The following is a 16,154-nucleotide window of genomic DNA, read 5'->3' as shown; positions in this document are numbered from 1 at the left end:
AACTCATGAAGATTGCGACTTGGAACGTTAACTCGATTAGAACTCGATTAGAACAGGTAACCGACTGGTTACAGACCAACCCCGTTGAGGTATTGTGCTTGCAGGAGACAAAGGTGGTGGATGCGGATTTTCCGCGATCGGCTTTAGAAGCATTAGGCTATCACCTTTATATCTCCGGCCAGAAATCCTACAACGGGGTTGCTTTATTCAGTAAAAGTCCCCTCACCGACGTTAGCATTGGCTTTACCCCCATCCTCGGTCCAGAAGCCGCCGAATTAGACGAACAAAAGCGCGTCATTACCGGAGTTTTTGAAGATATTCGCATTCTCAATCTCTATGTCCCTAATGGTTCATCTGTTGGCAGCGATAAATATAGTTATAAACTAACTTGGCTTAAAACCCTAGAAAACTATCTTAAAATTATTCTTGACAAAACCGATAAATTGTGTATTTGTGGTGATTTTAATATTGCCTTAGAAGCCAGAGATATTCATCGGAAAACCACCTCGAATGATATCATGGCTTCCCCGGCAGAACGGCAAGCCTTAACTAACATTTTAGAACTGGGATTAACCGATGCCTTCCGCCTCTTTAATCAAGAAGCGGGACAGTTTAGCTGGTGGGATTATCGCGCCGGTGCTTTCACCCGAAATCGCGGCTGGCGCATCGATCATCATTATGTAACGCCGAAGCTGAAAGAACGGGCGATCGGTTGTACCATTGACAGCGAACCCAGGAAGTTACCCAAACCCAGTGACCACACCCCAGTTATTTTAGAATTAGACTAATCTCTGGATAGAGGAAAAAATTACCCTGGGCGCCTTTAGAAGTTTGTTGGGGGTTCGCCGGTTCTTTGGGGTGGAAAATCAGGAAACCCTGGAGGCGCTTTTGGCTAAAAGTGCTGACTCTCAGGAGGAGGTGACGAACCAGTTAGGGGTTCAGGTTCGCAAGGCGGTTGATGTGTTGGTGCAGAAGTTAGATCAAATCCGGTTGGTAAAAGTCGGTTTTCGCTTTGACGCCGCGCTTCTCGGGCTTTGTCCGTGTAGACCCACCCTTGAGTCGCGCTTCTTTTTATAGACCTTTGACAATTGAAAGGAGTATAAGCTGTTGCCTGTCTAAATTGGAGGTGAGGAAATCATGAAACCTTTGGAACCCAAACATCTTGCTCGCTAGGATTATCCAATTTAGATGGAAAACAGCTTACAGTTTCTGAAGAAAGTAACTGGGCGATCGCAATCCGCCTTAGAGAAAATAGTTCGTAGTGACTCCTTCACCGAGTCAGGCAACCCCTGAAGGAGTTACTACGAACGTTGGTAGTGACTCTTTCATCCGTCAAAAAGATGCAACCCCCTTGACAGGGTTAGGCTACAAGGACGAAGTCGGCCCTCGCCCGCTACTCGATAAAAACCACTTTTGATACCCGGATTTGGTATGAGTTGCAGCTTGGCAATTTGACCTATTCTAGGGATTGAATCGGCCCAAATCTTTGAGGTTCAAGAATTTGGGACGAATTTTTCTGAGGTGTGCATAACTTTTTGTTTTTTGTCCCACTACACAGATGTAGGCGATTTAGGAAAGAGTCAGATGGGAGCCACCCTGGCCCAGATAGAGGCGTACCTTAACGCCTGGAAGTGGAACTATATAGTTGATCCGGCGAATTCGCGAATTATTGCAGCGGTTCGTTCAGAAGTTGTCAATCCCTTGCAGATTGTGATTGAGTTAAAGGAACAAGGCAGATTTTGCTGGATTTATGTGCCGCGTCTACTCCATTTTCACCGACATCCCTATCGGGAGTTGGTGTTGAGTACCCCGCTTTCCCTTTGCGGGGAAACGAAAATGCTCCGGTGGGAGTACGATGCTCTCAGGGGAGAAGTTCGCGCTGGCATTGAATTACCCCGGGAAGATGCGGAACTCGAATCAGAACAGTTTTACCGATGCATGAGTGGTTTAGTCCAACTGATTCCTGATGCCTTGCCACGACTAAAATCGGTGATGGCGACGGGAGTTGACCCGGTGCAATGTCAACGGGGAGAGCAAGTCTTGCTGATGCTCAAAGAAAAAATGCCGAGGGAATTTTTGGATGAATTAGAACCGGCGATCGCCGCCCATTATTCCCGTCCAAAAATGAAACAATCGATGGGTTAACCGGGGTGGGTTCTCCCCTCTAGGGAACTCCAAAAAATAAAATACCCAAAACCCACACCCGTTAACGGTGGGGCACTCGCGGAGCTCGCCTGCCTACGCAGCAATCATAGTCAAGTAAGTTTTTCACTACAGAACTTGGATAATTTATTTTTTTGGACTCCTCTATTTCTCGATCGCTTACTTGTGCATTACACTGTTCGTCAGGGTCTCTACTCAAATTAATTTATGAGTTCAGGGAAAATCAAGATGATGCCTCTTCTACCTCACGTCCCCTTCCGCACTTCTCTCGATGAGAAACTAACCACTAGCCTGGAAATTGGCTTTTACCATAACAAATATCAGCCCCAATGGGTTGTTAAAACTGACGCTCATCGTTCTCTGGAACAAATCAAAAAAACCGATGAGTTTATCCAAAATCTGTATAAACCCGAGGGGGAACTGGAAGAGTGGAATAAATTCGTGATTTATTTAGCGCAACTCTGGCAGGCAGAGCAATTCGCTGGGATTGATCCGGGACAGCCGAGGCAGAGGGGGAAGGGCTTTAGACAAAAATATGAACTCTACCCCCTACTCTGTGCTGATCTGGATGAACCCGCTTACCGAGCCGTTGAAAAAACATCTAAAAGCTGGAAGCGGCTGAAAAATTATACCTGGGAACACTGGTTTTTTCAAGTTCAGGATATTATCAATAATCCCCATGAAATTATTAAAATTGTTGGAAACTTTCTCCGTGTTGCCCAAGAAAGCCAGGGAAAATTCTCTATAGAATTCTATTTTAAACGGGCTTTTGAGTACAAGATTTTAGAGGGACTGGAACAGTTTGGAATTTCCCGAGCATCAGATTGGAGGCTGCTCTGTATGGCTAAAGAAAGCGAGTTAAGACAATCTTTGAAAAAACAAGGTCTTTCGGATCTACTGATTGAACGATATATTTTTGCATGGGATTATTTTAAGTCGGTTTATAAAGATAACCGAGTCAATCATCCCGGGCGCAAAAAAGGCGATCGCTGGCCGAATCCTCACCGGGAAGATTATGCGGAAGTTTCGCGCTACTACAATCAAGAAAAAGAATTAATGGGAGTCCCTTTGGCGGTGTTTCAAGATACCACCAGAAACCCAGAACATCTCGAACAGTGGATGCAGGAATCAGTCCAAGCCTTGCGAAACAGTGCGCTACTTGATGAAGTCAATCTTAATAATCCCGATGTATTGGATCAGCTGAGTCTTCAGAAGCCAGTTGTCCAGGCGACTTTTTCCTCCAATTCCTCGGATTTGTTGGTGAATGTTCAGGAGATTTTGACCGAAAATTTGGCGCAACTCAACTCAAGTTTTTATCAGGCGATCGCTCAGGGAGAAAAACCCGATTATATTGTCAAAATTTTACCCCTGCGCTATGGCATGGGACTCAGCCAACAAGATGTAGGGCAAATTTTTGGGGTTCATCAAAGCCAAATTTCCCGCCGAGAGTCCGACTATATCGAGCCCCTCCTCTCCTTATTCTGCCAGTGGTTAGCGGATAAAAAAGGCATCAGCCTAGCCGGAGTCAATCATGATTTAGAACAGTGGTTATTGGAGGGGAATGTTTATCCTAAATTTTCACATAAAATTCATGAAGTTCTGACGGAAACCCTGTGTAAATCTCTATCCAAGCCGGAACGCTCCCTGTTAGAAAAGCACTATCGAAAGCAGAAAACCATTCATCAAATTGCCTCTGAAACCAAGCTCAAGAGTTGGGAAGTAGAGCAAGCACTAGACCGGGCGAAACATCCCTTGCTAAGAGTGCTTTGTATTGGTTTGTGGCTGGAGACATCCACCGATCAACTGGTGGTGCAATCTGATCAAGATTCCATTCATTCACCTAACCTGCTTTCTAATAAAATATTAGAAGGGGTTGCCACTTTAAACGAGGAACAGCAAAAAATCCTCCGATATATCTACGGCACCGACTTATCTCCGGAAGAAGTCACTCAAAAGTTAAACTGTACTGCAAATTATATGACCCGTCAGCTTTCGGCATCCCTGAAAGAATTGCAGATGATTTTGCACCTCAAACTCACGGAATTGGTCACCACCACCGTCAAAACTTGGTTAAAATCTCATTATCAAACCCAAGTTCTTCCCCGATTTCCCACCCGATATCCCGAGGAGTATCAACTTTTGACTTTGTATTATCAACAACGGTTGAAACCTCGAAAAATCGCCGATCGCCTGAGTGTTGGGTATCAAGTTACTGCTGAGGAAGTGGTCAACAAACTCTCTCAAGCGGAAGGGCTATTTTTAGAGGCTATCCAGTATTGGTGTCAACAACAGTTAGCCGTCTCCCTCAGTGAGGGGGATTTAGAGAAAGTTCTGAAAAAATGGTTTTAATCTTTTAAAATAAGGAGAAACTGACATGAGTGCCAATGTGATCCATCCATTTGCCCCAATTGCTCCGGATCAATTGTATTTTAATCTATCGTTGGAAATGCAGACTCAAGCATGGCAAAAGTCTCGTTGCCATTCTAACCCCATCGCTCGAAATCAAGCCTATCTCGGACACTTATGCTTGCAGGGGTTTAGGAGTTGGGTTTCGGAACGATTTGAGGGAGATTTTCAGGTAGTGGAACCAGATCTCACCGACTTAGAAAGTCTGTGGGAATTTATAGAGGGAGTTCCCATTAGCTTGGGAAAAAATCGACTGGTGTTGATTCCCAGTCAAACCTTGAATCCCGATGATTTAATTGTGCCTCGGGAGTGGATTGATATTCCTGAATTACGGGCAGATTACTATGTGTCAATTCAAGTGAACTTGGATGACGAAGAAGAAAATTGTTGGAGTTGTGTGCGAGGGTTTGTGACGGATGTAGAGTTGGAAAACCAGGCAACTTATACTCGCAGCAGTCGCCTTTATGCTTTATCCCCGGAGTGTTGGCATCAAGATTTAACTCTCCTCTGGGAAACCCTGGGGATTCATCAAGCTAAACCCGTTTCTCCGTTGCCCCCGATGTCCTATACTAGCGTCAAAGATGCAGTGAGAGCGTTGTCCCCCGCAGCATTGCGATCGCCGCGCCTGCGACTACAACTGCCCTTTGCTCAATGGGGGGGATTAATGGCAAACGAAACCTGGCGCAAGGAACTTTATCAGCAGCGGGTACAACCCCCCGCTTTAACTCAATGGTTCCAGACGCAAGGGAGTGCGATCGCCACTGAATTAATTGCGATCGGTTGGCAACTCTATCAAGATGTCTTTGGCTCTTCCCAATTAGCGGGAACCTTCCGACGCGCCCCAGTGGAACCGAAAGCAATGGTGAGTCGGGTGAAACAATTGGAGTTAGGTGAGGAGGCGATCGCCCTCGTGATTGATTTAATGGAGGATACCGAAGGAAACTTGTGGATTTCACCCCAACTGCGTCCCTTTAATTCAGGCGATCGGACCGAATGCTTATCCCCCAATTTAAAACTCGCCTTATTAGATGACAACGGCAGAATTTTAGTCGAAGTTGAATCTGAAACCGCAACCAATATTCTCCAATTACCCCAACCCTTTTGTAGCTCACCAGGGACCGAGTTTCTTCTCAGCATCAGTCTAGGAAACTGTAACATTCTCGAATACTTTACCATTTAAGCACCCAACAGTTGAGAAGAAATTAAGAGGACTAGAAGGATGGCAAAATTAGTCAAACTATCATTAGAGGGAGACATCACCTCGGGCTATCAAGTCGAGTTAATTGAAATCTCCGAAGAAGAACGGGATGGCAAAGTCCTCACCGAAAACATCTGGGGACAACTCCCCCCAGCGGTAGAGATTTACCAATCTTATCAAATCTGGCAAGATAATTATGAACAACTCGAACAAATCTATCGCGGGGGAGAATTTCGGTTTTTAGGCGTAGAGAATAATTCTAATGTGTCTTTAGCCAAATGTCAAAAACTCTCTCAAACCCTGGAACAGAAAATCAACGAATGGTTAGATGCTCCAGGATTTCGGGCGATCGCTGATAGGATTCTGACTTATTTACACCCCGAAGAAGACATTCGATTTTTGATTAAAACCAGCGATTATAACCTTTGGCAAATTCCCTGGTCTGCCTGGATTTTTTTTGAAACCCATCCCAACGCCGAAGTCGTATTTAGCTCCTTTGATACCAAATATGGAGAAAAACCGATTAAAGCCACCCCCAGAAAAAACGTCAGAATTTTATCCGTGTTTGGCAGCGATGAGAGGATTAATACCAAGCCTGATCGTGAACAAATCGAACGCTTAAAATCCGTGGGCGCTGAACCCACCTTGATTATCGAACCCACTGGGGATCATCTCAGAAATTTGTTATGGGACAAATCCTGGGATATTTTCTTTTTTGCTGGACATGGAGACCGAGATAAAGATTCCCAAAAAGGTAAGATTTATCTCAATTCAACAGAATCTTTAACTCCCTCTGAGTTTAAAAATACTTTAAAAACCGCCATTGTTGATCGCCATTTAAAAATAGTCCTTTTAAATTCCTGTTTAGGACTAGAATTTGCATACGAACTGGTGGTAGATTTTAAAATACCAGTTGTCATCGCAATGCGCGAACAAATTCCCGACCATGCCGCTCAGAAATTTTTAGAATATTTTTTGCTTGAATATGCAGATAATAACCGTCCTTTGTATGTGGCAGTCCGCCGCGCTAAAGAGCGAATTGCCGAAGAGTTTCAAGATAAATATCCGGGACTCAATTGGCTACCAATCGTTTGTCAAAATCCAGCCCATATCCCCCTGAAGTGGGGGGATTTACATAATAGAGTTTCGTTGAAGCAAGCCACGGTAACCAGTTTGGTTTGTACCTTTATTGTCGTCTTAGCCCGAATTTTGGGATTATTACAACCCTTGGAGTTAGCTGCCTACGACTTTTTTCTGCGATCGCGACCGCCAGAAGCGCCTGATGAACGCATTTTACTGATCACGATAGATGATGATGATATAGATTACCAATACGAAGAGAAAAATTTTACTAATCGATTTTCTTTGGCTGAAGAAGCATTTAATCAAATTAACCAAAAAATTATACCTGATCAGCCCATAATAGTTGGACTTGATATTTATCAAGAACAGGCATTTACAAATCCTAAACTATCCGAAACCCTAGAAACCCTGATCAACCAAAAGCAAATGATCGGGGTTTGTAGAATTGGAGATTCTCAAAATGTTCCATCTATTAGAATCAATGATACATTTGCCAAAACCCAAAGTATTGGGTTTACCGATGTGCCATTTGACCCTGACAATTTAATTCGTAGGCAATTATTTGGCGCTCCATCAATGGATAAATGCCCAACCAGTTTTTCTTTAAATCTCCGGGTTGCTTTACGGTATTTAGAGACTGTTTTAAATCAACCTTCTGTGATGAAAACTTTACCGGATGGACAAAGAGAAATTCAGGGTGTGCTCTTTAGAAAATTAGATTTTAATGCAGGAGGCTATCAATTACCTAGCAATCGGGTTCATGGATATCAAGTTTTATTAAATTATCGGAATGCTGAATTTGAAACAATTTCTCTTCGAGGTCTGTTGGAAGGAGTTCATGATTTAGAATTGCCCAATTTAATTCATAATCGCGTTGTTTTAATTGGAGCAACTGAGTCAGATAGTCATGGAACTCCTTTTAGAAATACCTTGAACAACAATATGGCCGGAGTGGAAATTCAAGCTCATCAAATCAGTCAAATTATCAGTGCAGTTTTAGACGGAAGACCACTTTTTTGGTGGTGGTCCGAGTGGCAAGAAATTTTCTGGATTGGCTCTTGGTCTTTAATCGGGGGTTTATTAGTCTGGAAATTGCGATCGCCACTAACCCTGGGATTATCTAGCATTACTGCAATCTGCATTTTGGGCGGAGTGTGCTGGGTTTTATTTCTCCAAGGGGGGTGGATTCCTCTGATTCCTTCTGCTTTGGCTTTAATCTTAACAAGTGGAAAATTGGTATTGTACAAAAACTACCAAATCTGATTTTATTTTAACCTAAATCTTTGAAAATCATGAAAAGTAAATTACCCTGGTTCCACAACACAATCGGTTTCCGTCTAATTCCCGCTTTAATTCTGCTTCTCAGTCTATCGATGAACGTTTTATCCAATCAAAATGATGAAGAGCAAAACTTTGAGGATGAAGAGCCAATCAGTGATGTTGTAGATGCAGGAAGTCGGGGAATCTGTAGTGTTGAGCCTAGTGAGAACCTTAGATTAACCGCATTAGCTCCTGCTGTAAGAATAGGAGAAACCCTAAAAAGTCAACCTAGTTTCTGGTTTTATTCTCCTTATACTTTGGACAATCAAATTACAGCCAGATTTAATATGCTTAAAGAAGACGACAAAAATTTTGTTGAACCGATTGAGATTCCTTTACCGAACAATCCTGGCTTTTTTCAAGTGTCTATTCCAGAAAAATATATCCTCGAAAAAAACCTAGACTATAATTGGTATTTATCTGTGATATGTAATCCTCAAGATGAAAGTCAAAATATTGTCCTTCAAGGATGGATTCACCGGATTCAAGACAATGACTTTTTAGGGGATGATCGCTTACCTTGGTATGATCAGGTAGATGCCCTCGCCGTCAAGCGATGCGGGGATAAAACCAACGAAGACCTAAAACAAGAATGGGAAACTCTTTTAGATTCCGTTGCTGATCAACTCGACGAGAATCGCCGTAACTATTGGAATAATATAATAGATCAACCGATGAACTGTCTTGGCAATTAAAATTATGATCCACCTATCTTTGGATTCGATAGGTGGATTTTATCCAAACTTAAGAAATCAAATCAAAAAAATTACAGAGCGTTTTCCAATAAAATAAAAGACGCCCAATGATAGGGATGTCGATGTCGGTAACGAGGGTTTCGTTTTCCTTGTTCAATTAAAAATATTTGAGCGGCGCGCAGGGCCTGAGAAATATTAATATTTCCATTCTCATAACTTTCAGAAAATTGATTCAATTTTTTGTAAAACTGACTCATCAGTATAGAAGTCGATTCATCATTTACAGACCAGAGAGATGCTATTGTGTTATTAATTCTGCTATTGACTGTTACTCCGGCAATTCCTAAAGCAGATTTGCGATCTCCCTCGGCAGTTTTACAAGCGCTTAAAACTAATAACTGAATTTGATTGGTTAGAGCGTTTTGATTGGTTCTGAACAAATTGTTAAAATCAGTTAAATCAATAATTCCATCTCCCGCCAAAATAAATGTAAAATAACGTTGCGAACTAAAATGCCCATGAGTGGCTAAATGAAGAATCGAAAATGTATTATTTTCCAGGGTAGTTTTAAAATTATTTTTAGTAAAATCTTCCTCAAAAAACCGTTTACTTTTAGGAAACTCATTGCTGATATTAGTGAGTTCTTTTTCTACAAAAATAGGTCACTAAAGGCAATATTTCGTTCCATACGGCCTTGACTAATTCCCGCACTTAAGATTTGGATAAGTTCATTTTTCGGCGATTTTTTTATCAACATTTGTAGGGTAGTCATTAAAGATATTTCATGGTCTTCAATTAAATATCTTTTATTGATTTTATCGTATAATCCGGCCATTGGGATAGTTTGGAAGGGAATGTCCAGAATGAAAACTAGCGGCTTGCTCTGAACGCGATCTGCCCAAGGTTCAATCAACCATTGATATACTTCATAAGATAATTTTTGAAGTTTTTCCGATTGACTTCTATCTCTAAATCTAGCTTTTAATTTTTTGAGAGTCTCTTTAAATTCTGCGGCTGGCTTGAGAATTGAATGATGGACTAAGGGTTGTTCTGCTAAAGCTAAAATTACCTCTAGCTTGTTGGGCAAAATCATTGGGTAAATCAGGGCATAGTTTGGATATTTTTGGAAAATTAATTCTAATTTTTCAGCAACCTTATGTTTAGCTTCGGCAACGCTGCGGGCCAACTGAACCTGGGGTTCCGGTTGCAAGTCACATTGGAGAAAATTCTCTAATTCAGCAACTTGCAGGAGTTCGATAACACCTAAAGCCGTTTGAATGTGATCTTGACTGGTGACTTCATTCCCTTGGGGGTCTAAGAGTAACTCGACTAACTCCCGATAGACGGGTTCGACCCGATCGCGAAAATCAAACTGGAGGTCCGCATTCATCTCCCCCATACCAGCAGCGATCGCCACTAAATTTTGACGCACCCTTTGTAGCAAATCCACCGCTTGAGTATAATGGTGAATCGCCTCCTCAGTTCTCCCCTCCTCCTTCAAAATTTGTCCCAACTGCCACTCCCACTGATACCTCATATCTATCGCATCCGGTGGCGTCATGGCGACAGCTTGTCGGGTCCACTGTTCTGCTTCAGTGAAATTCCCATGCTGTTGTTTCATCGATCCCAACTCGCCGATCGCATACGCTTCTGCGCGTTTATCCTCTAACTCCTGCGCTTCGACAATGGCCGTTTCTAACTGGTTCTGGCTCAATTCTGGGTTCAGGGGAGTTAAACTCCGGGCTAAATAAATGCGATCGTACACCTTCTCCCGATTCAATCGCATAATTTCAATCAGTTGGAGAACTTGAGGTACTAATTCGTTGGCCTGTCTCTCTAACTGACTCGTTTCCACCTCTAATCCTTCGGTGTCTTTTAAATCCAATGAAAGGCTCAAATTGTTCAGCATTGCTTGAACTTGAGTCTCGGCTTTGACTATGGGAGAATTCCAGACTTTTTGATAAAATTCGTTGGCTTTTTCATAAAAATCCCAAGCGTTAACCTGACTATCCAATTCAACTGGAAATTTACACTTTGGTGTCTGTTGTTTTGTAAAAATAGGCTCAAACGTCAATTCAGTTATAGAATCCAATTCGTCTTTGAGTCGGTTGCCGATCGCCAGGGCTGTATTTCCCAATTCCAATGCAATCTCCGGATTTTCTTGTCCAGCTTGTAAAACACAGTAGGACTGGTCCAACACCCCGATCGCCCGATAAGTTTTCCCCAAATTGAGGATACCACTCAATCGAATCGCCGGTTCAGAATGATTGATAATCGGGTCTTCCAAATCTTTTAAAGTTTTCAATACTTCGCGATACATTCCCAATTGCTGCATCGCTTGGGCTTGATTAATCTGGCTGGCAATCATCCATTTTGCCTGGTTTAGTCTTTCATAAATTGCGGTCGCTTCAGCCAACTGCTTTAAGGCTTGTTCGGCTAATTCCGGTTGATTTCTGGCTAAGTTAATCTGGGCTGCTGTGGTCAAAATCCGAGCATGAATGGTTTGATTTCGCTCGGATGTTCCCGGTGTCCTGACCTGATTTAACAGTCTGAGACTTTCCTGAATCGATGTTTCTGCCTCATCCAATTTGCTTTGGCGCAATTGAGCTAAAGCGATATAACTGAACCCTAATGCTTTTTCCTCTCCAAATAATAATCCAACTGCTGAGTGCCAAACGGTTTCGGCTTCAGCAAACCGGAGCTTTTCGTATGAGCGCCGCCCTTCCTCTAAGCGCATTTCCCCTTCTGAACTCTGAGTTTGAGCAACGGGTTAACCCAAGAGTTGATAGGCAAACACTGGTGAATCCCCTTGTAGATTTAAGATAGTAATTGTTGCGAAAATACTGATTAGGATAAATTTCCAACCCCGGTTCAAAAAGGATTGTACTTTACTGAAAAATGGATGCCATTTTCTTGCCATGTTCTGTTTCGCAAATTAATATCAACCAGGGGTTAACCAAAATCTAAACGAGCAGTTAAATCATCGCCTAACTCTAATTGGAGTCCAATGCCAATGGAGACTAGAGAGGTTGTATCAGGATTGTCTTGTCCTGCGCTATTCCATCCGGTGCCGACATCCAGAAAAGGAGCTAATTGCACCAACCCATTCCCGCCAGCAAAGCGGAAAACCGGCAAGCGGAGTTCCACAGAACCCAACACCCCATTATCGGTTAATAGGGTATCCTGACGATAACCGCGCACGGTATCCAGTCCACCGAGACCGATTTGTTCAAAGGATACCAGATTGTCGGGGGACAGTTGGACATCCCCGCGCACAAACAGCAGGGTATCTCGTCCGAAACTCCGCACCCACTGTCCTTGTCCCCGCCAAGCGAAGAAGCGACTATCTGGGGCGTTATTATTTACGGTGGCATTAAAGGCATCCACTCCTAAACTAAAGGTCGATCGCAGGGTCAAAACTTGATCCGGTTGGTTGGGTCCAGTCTTGGAAGAAGCGCAAGGCAGAGACGCGCAGTTCCCCATTATTGTTGGCACCGGCGCTCAGAGGGGGAAGCGATCGCCCAATAAAGAGGTCTCACTTTCTGGCCGGGAAGCGGTGAACCCCAGGGCAAATTCTCGGGTGTAATTATCGGTTGCTCTTTGGAAGGGTTGCCGCAATGTGAGTTCATACAGACGGGAGTTCGCCTCGATATCCAGGCGATCAAAGGGAGACTCGACAATTTGGCTATTGCCGTTGCTGTAGCGGAAGCCGAGGGTGGCATTATGCGATGTGAGAGAAACCATATAACTCCCTTCCCAGGTATTGCTCCCCTCAGTGCGGGCATAACTGAGAAAGAGGCGATCGCCCAGTCCCAGGAGGTTATTATAGTTGCCTTGGACTTGCTGACGAAAGGTGCTCACTCCGGGCGATCGGCGATTATCTAGGACGACTTGGGTCCCGGAAAAGGGGGACGCTTCAATGATATTTACCTCTAGTATATTTTGTCCCGGGATAGGGACAGCGCGGAGTTCCCCTTGGACCTCTTGGATTAACGGATCAAGTCTGAGTAAGCGTAACGCTTCGACAATTCGATTCACATTCACGGGTTCATTGCCGATCGCCACCGCAAGGCGATCGCGCACATAATGATCCAGGCGACTTGAATTCACCTGAATCTCTTGTAAAACCCCAGGAACCACCGCAATTTCCACCGTATTCTCCCTCACGGTTTGCGGCGGAAGATAGGCTCCGGTGGTAATATATCCGGCATTTACATAGAGATTGGTAATTGCCGAACGAGCGGTTTGCAGGTCCACAAAGGAGAGCGATCGATTCGTATAAGGCGCTAGAACCTGATTAATTTCTGCCTCAGAAAACAACGAATTGCCGACCACATTAAAGTGAGCCACCGTAATCGATTCTGGGACATCCGATACCTCAGTCCCTACATTTTTGAAACCTGGAGAAAGCGCCTCCCCATCACAAGCAATTCCCGGTAAATCCGGTGAACTCTTCTCAACCGCAGCAATTAAAACCACCTCACCCTGCTCATTGATCTGCCAATTCGATGCTTCTGAAATTCCTTGAACCGGGACAGCTTCCCCGAGAGAAAAATTCCCTAACTGCTGAGAACCGCTAGAATTTCGCTCAGGAAGCGGGTCTAAATTATCGATAAAATTATTACCACACGAACGGGGTTCCCGAGGCGATCGCGGTAAACCTCCCCATCCCGAAACAATAAATCGACTACTATTTTCACCACCCCCCACATCACATCCTCGGGGAACCAGTGCAACCGGATTAATCCGGTCCTCTTCCAGTTCAACTAATGCAGCAGCCGGGTCAACTTCCGGGCGATTAATTGCCACCACCCCATCAATTCCCCGTTGAGAACTGGCATCAATTGAACTATCACCAGACCGAATATCTGCCGTAGTATTCACTTGAATATTCCCGCCTCGTCCATCTTCCGCCTGAGCGGTAATCTTACTATTTTCTCCCAGAACTAGGGTTTGGGTATCCAGGGCAATATTTCCCCCGGTAGCCAAATTAGACGCATTGGTGGTGAGATTACTGCCTCGACGCAATTGGAAATTATTCGTGGTGATTGCAATATTAGCATCCGCTCCCGCAGCCGTTGTAGCGCGGATGCTTCCTTGATTTTCCAAGAAAATATCGGAAGCATTAATCCTGATATTTCCCGCTTGACCCGGTTGAATTTGACTGACAGTTTCAAGTTGCAACACTTCTAAAATAAACCCTAAAATTTCAGGGGGCAATTCCTCAAAACTATCCAGTTCAAAAAACTGTAATATTTCTCCTAGAGTATCTCCCTTGGCGGACACACTAGCACCATCTCGGATAACCAGTCGGTCGGTTTCTATCGTTAAATTTCCGGCTTGACCCAAACCCATCGATGAAGCAAAAATCCCACTCGGAGATTTCTCATCAGCCGCCATTCCCATCAATTCAATTGAATCAGTCACCCGAATGGTTAAATTGCCCCCTGGACCCAATCCAACCGTTCCAACTGCAATTTGTCCTCCCCTATCTACAATGAGAGTGGGGGTTTCTAAAATAACATTACCCCCACTCCCAGTTCCTAATGGATTATTTTGAGTTGAAGAAATCCCACTAGCACGCAAAAATCCTCCTATATCTTCTCCTTCTCCACTAACTGTAATCGATTCAGAGGCTGTAATATTAATGTCACCGGCTTGTCCTTCTTCAAAAAAGCTAGAAGCAGAAATTTGTCCACCTTCTTCGAGAATTAATTCACGCACATCAATATTTAAGGCATTTCCCGGTTGCCCCCCATTCACGCCCGTGGATATAGTTGCGCCATCTCCAACCCGTAACCCTCCCGCATTAATATTTAAGTCAGCCCCGATACCCAAACCATAAGTTTCGGCAAGAATTGCCGAATATTGACTTAAAATTAGGGAATTAGAAGCATTAATTTCTATAGTTTTGCCAATTTCTTCTCCCTCAGTTAAAGACAAAATAACCGATGAATTATTGAGATTAATATTTTGTCCATGAAGGCGGATATCTCCTCCTCCAGGACCACTGGCATCAATTGAGGCTAATTCCGTAAGTTGGATATCTTGAAACCCAGTGACATTTTGATAATCGAGGGTTAAATTTTGTGCCGTTGAGGTTAAACTGACATTGCTGCCTACGCTAACACTTCCCACCTCGATTCGTCCAGATTCTGCGATTAAGTTGCCGCCATCGAGTGTAACTGTTGACCCCAGAATTGCCATCCTATTACCGGGATTTACCTGAAGTCCATCGGACCGATTGCTGCGCTCAACGGCACCCAAGTCATCGACTTCTAAATTATGACCGATTCCTGAGATATAAATGGGTCCGGAGGTTGCGCCAAATTGTAATCCAACCGGCGCATTTACGGTGAGGAGGGGTAGGGTTTCGGGATTGCTGGCGCTAAAGAATGAACCATCGGCAAATACAAAGCGATCGCCTGTTGTTGCCAGAAAAGACCCTCCGAGTTCCAATCGTGCATTGGGACCAAAAACAATGCCGTTGGGGTTGAGTAAAAACAGGTTTGCGTTGCCGTTTGCTCTTAAAATTCCATCAATATTAGAGATAGAACCGCCGGTGATGCGGGTGAGAATTTGGTTGATTTGATTCGTGTTGTTGAAGAATCCTTCGGTATTTGTAGGGAGAGAAAATTCCTCAAAACTGTGGAAAAGAGTCCCGCCGGTGGTGGAGGTCCCGCCTTCAATAATAAAGATGTTGTCATCTGGGGTGACGCGGGAATTTTCCGGTAACGTGCGATCGGGGACAATTTGAGCTGAAGTTCGAGTGGGTGCTATCCCAAACCAGCAGAGGGTTAAGCTACTCGCTAAGGGACGGGGAAAAGGAGTGGTTTCATGAATGGAGTCATCTAAACATCAGGGACTGATGTGATGGGAGAAAAATCGCAAAGTTATGTATGCAGAGTTATGCAGACTGAGAAAAGGCACGGATCTGGATAGAAAGCAGACACCCAGGCGATCGCCTGGTATCTAAGGGAAGATTAATCCTTTGATGGCACTTTTGCAACTCCTCCTCAACGATGATGTAATGGTTTCTGGATATTGGGGACCTCAAAGCAGCCCAAGGGCGATCGCGCTGGGTTTAGAGTCAAAAAACAGCGATCGCCCTCTTGGATTGAGAGGCGATCGCTGTTTTTAATCCCTAACCCAATTATCAATTATTCGCAAATCGGGCTAAAATTTCCTCCCGCGACAATTGCATAATTAACTGAGTCCGTTCCAAAGGAGTCAGTTCAATTAACCCGTCAATAATTTGGGCTAATTCAGCATCAACCTCTCCAAACTTC

The 16,154-nt window shown here is 43.9% G+C and carries 12 protein-coding genes; 8 read left to right on the top strand and 4 right to left on the bottom strand.

Annotation, left to right across the window (positions count from 1 at the left end):
• The first annotated feature begins 5 nt into the window (after window positions 1–5).
• The 7 genes from xth (at window position 6) to J0895_RS22410 (ending at window position 8,865) form a co-directional block, all read left to right on the top strand.
• Window positions 6–788 (top strand): exodeoxyribonuclease III, encoded by a 783-nt coding sequence (gene xth / locus J0895_RS22440; protein ID WP_207090216.1) that lies wholly within the window; start codon window positions 6–8, stop codon window positions 786–788.
• Between the two features lie 46 nt (window positions 789–834).
• Window positions 835–1,077 carry a hypothetical protein gene (locus J0895_RS22435; RefSeq protein ID WP_207090215.1) on the top strand — a complete coding sequence of 81 codons (243 nt, stop codon included), beginning with the start codon at window positions 835–837 and terminating at the stop codon, window positions 1,075–1,077.
• 507 nt (window positions 1,078–1,584) lie between these two features.
• The gene (locus J0895_RS22430) at window positions 1,585–2,145 is read left to right on the top strand and encodes a hypothetical protein (protein ID WP_207090214.1); all 561 of its coding nucleotides are present in this window, start codon (window positions 1,585–1,587) and stop codon (window positions 2,143–2,145) included.
• A 246-nt stretch (window positions 2,146–2,391) separates the two neighbouring features.
• Window positions 2,392–4,512 carry a hypothetical protein gene (locus tag J0895_RS22425; RefSeq protein WP_207090213.1) on the top strand — a complete coding sequence of 707 codons (2,121 nt, stop codon included), beginning with the start codon at window positions 2,392–2,394 and terminating at the stop codon, window positions 4,510–4,512.
• A 25-nt stretch (window positions 4,513–4,537) separates the two neighbouring features.
• Window positions 4,538–5,749 carry a DUF1822 family protein gene (locus tag J0895_RS22420; protein ID WP_207090212.1) on the top strand — a complete coding sequence of 404 codons (1,212 nt, stop codon included), beginning with the start codon at window positions 4,538–4,540 and terminating at the stop codon, window positions 5,747–5,749.
• A gap of 39 nt (window positions 5,750–5,788) precedes the next feature.
• Complete coding sequence (locus tag J0895_RS22415) at window positions 5,789–8,113, top strand: CHASE2 domain-containing protein (RefSeq protein ID WP_207090211.1); 2,325 nt, start codon at window positions 5,789–5,791, stop codon at window positions 8,111–8,113.
• 29 nt (window positions 8,114–8,142) lie between these two features.
• The gene (locus tag J0895_RS22410; protein WP_207090210.1) at window positions 8,143–8,865 is read left to right on the top strand and encodes a DUF928 domain-containing protein; all 723 of its coding nucleotides are present in this window, start codon (window positions 8,143–8,145) and stop codon (window positions 8,863–8,865) included.
• Between the two features lie 71 nt (window positions 8,866–8,936).
• Here J0895_RS22410 and J0895_RS26590 read toward each other — a convergent pair whose 3' ends face one another.
• The 4 genes from J0895_RS26590 to J0895_RS26875 form a co-directional block, all read right to left on the bottom strand.
• Complete coding sequence (locus J0895_RS26590) at window positions 8,937–9,497, bottom strand: CHAT domain-containing protein (protein ID WP_340643568.1); 561 nt, start codon at window positions 9,495–9,497, stop codon at window positions 8,937–8,939.
• Between the two features lie 17 nt (window positions 9,498–9,514).
• On the bottom strand, window positions 9,515–11,602 hold the full coding sequence (locus J0895_RS26585; protein ID WP_207090209.1) for a CHAT domain-containing protein: 2,088 nt from the start codon (window positions 11,600–11,602) through the stop codon (window positions 9,515–9,517).
• Between the two features lie 215 nt (window positions 11,603–11,817).
• Complete coding sequence (locus tag J0895_RS22395; RefSeq protein ID WP_207090208.1) at window positions 11,818–12,348, bottom strand: ShlB/FhaC/HecB family hemolysin secretion/activation protein; 531 nt, start codon at window positions 12,346–12,348, stop codon at window positions 11,818–11,820.
• Between the two features lie 18 nt (window positions 12,349–12,366).
• Entirely contained in the window at window positions 12,367–15,618 is a 3,252-nt protein-coding gene (locus J0895_RS26875; protein ID WP_340643567.1) for a two-partner secretion domain-containing protein, read from the bottom strand.
• A gap of 241 nt (window positions 15,619–15,859) precedes the next feature.
• On the opposite strand from J0895_RS26875, the gene J0895_RS22385 reads away from it, so the two are divergent.
• Window positions 15,860–16,006 carry a hypothetical protein gene (locus J0895_RS22385; protein WP_207090206.1) on the top strand — a complete coding sequence of 49 codons (147 nt, stop codon included), beginning with the start codon at window positions 15,860–15,862 and terminating at the stop codon, window positions 16,004–16,006.
• Window positions 16,007–16,154: the final 148 nt, after the last annotated feature.

The organism is Phormidium pseudopriestleyi FRX01 (assembly GCF_017313335.1).
GTDB classification, from domain to species: Bacteria; Cyanobacteriota; Cyanobacteriia; order Cyanobacteriales; family Laspinemataceae; genus Laspinema; species Laspinema pseudopriestleyi.
Note: the sequence above shows the minus strand (reverse complement) of the source record. Positions and strands in the feature narration are given on the sequence as shown.